General features: G+C 47.5%; 1 protein-coding gene. It reads left to right on the top strand.

The features are described from left to right. Window positions 1-228: 228 nt before the first annotated feature. On the top strand, window positions 229-941 hold a 713-nt coding region (locus E1189_RS25435), incomplete at its 3' end, for a hypothetical protein (RefSeq protein ID WP_230460327.1).

Genomic DNA, 941 nt, shown 5'->3' with positions numbered 1-941 from the left:
CGGTCAACCTGCTTAACTCTCACCGCCAGACCAGCATCAACAGCCAATGCTCGGAGAAGCGGATTAAAAAGAAAGGAGGCGGGATTTAAAAACCGCTATAGCTTCAACAGTTCAGACCCGAAAAGATGTTGATATTGAGCAATCTCTCCCCTGAGTTTTATCGAGTTTGAAAATTGCCCCAGCCTTACTCATCGACTAGCCTACCTTGCCTGAGTTGGATCAGTGGTTATGCTCGTTACAAAGACAGGCCACTACAATCGTAATTTGCAGTATGGTTTTTTGAACTGCATGGCACTGACAAATGTATCATATCTCTGGCTTATCCTGACCGCTGCTCCTGCTATTGTTGTTGATGCGAGTACTGATAAGCAGGTGAGTAGCTGTACTCTTATTTTGCCATCAGTAGAAGGGGGGGCAGATATCATCTCAACAAGCCGTATCCGCACATCATCACCTGTCGTTCAGCCTTTGAACGACACATTTTGTGTATCGGCCCCAGAAAATAGTCTGATCTGTCAGGGGGTTGGGAGCCCATCCAGAATCAGGCTGCCACGTCAGGACAAGGAAAGCCTCAGGCTTATAGCTGAGAGCTCTACCTGCTCTGCAACTCCTGGCAAAGCTCATTCCCCGTCAGCGGCAGATGGCATAGTAATAACAGGTGAATATGTTGATGGGCTTCCGCTGCCTTTTCGTTCTGATATCAACGCCTGGGAAATTCACTGTCGTAATGTTGTCAAAAAAGAGGTTGAAGAGGCTGATGAAACTGCATCCTCAGTCTTAAGTGATTTTGACTACGATAGCTCTGCACTGGAAGTAGAAATATTGAGCCAGAATGAAAAGGGGGCAGTATACCGGGGAAAGCGGAACACCACCTGCCTTTGTGGTACCACCTTTGCTTCAGTCAAGCTGCTCCGCTCTCATCGTCAGATCAGCAGAGATGT

This window comes from Parendozoicomonas verongulae (assembly GCF_009711465.1).
Lineage (GTDB): Bacteria > Pseudomonadota > Gammaproteobacteria > Pseudomonadales > Endozoicomonadaceae > Sansalvadorimonas > Sansalvadorimonas verongulae.
The sequence above is the reverse complement of the archived record's forward strand: the minus strand, read 5'-3'. Positions and strand labels throughout refer to the sequence as shown.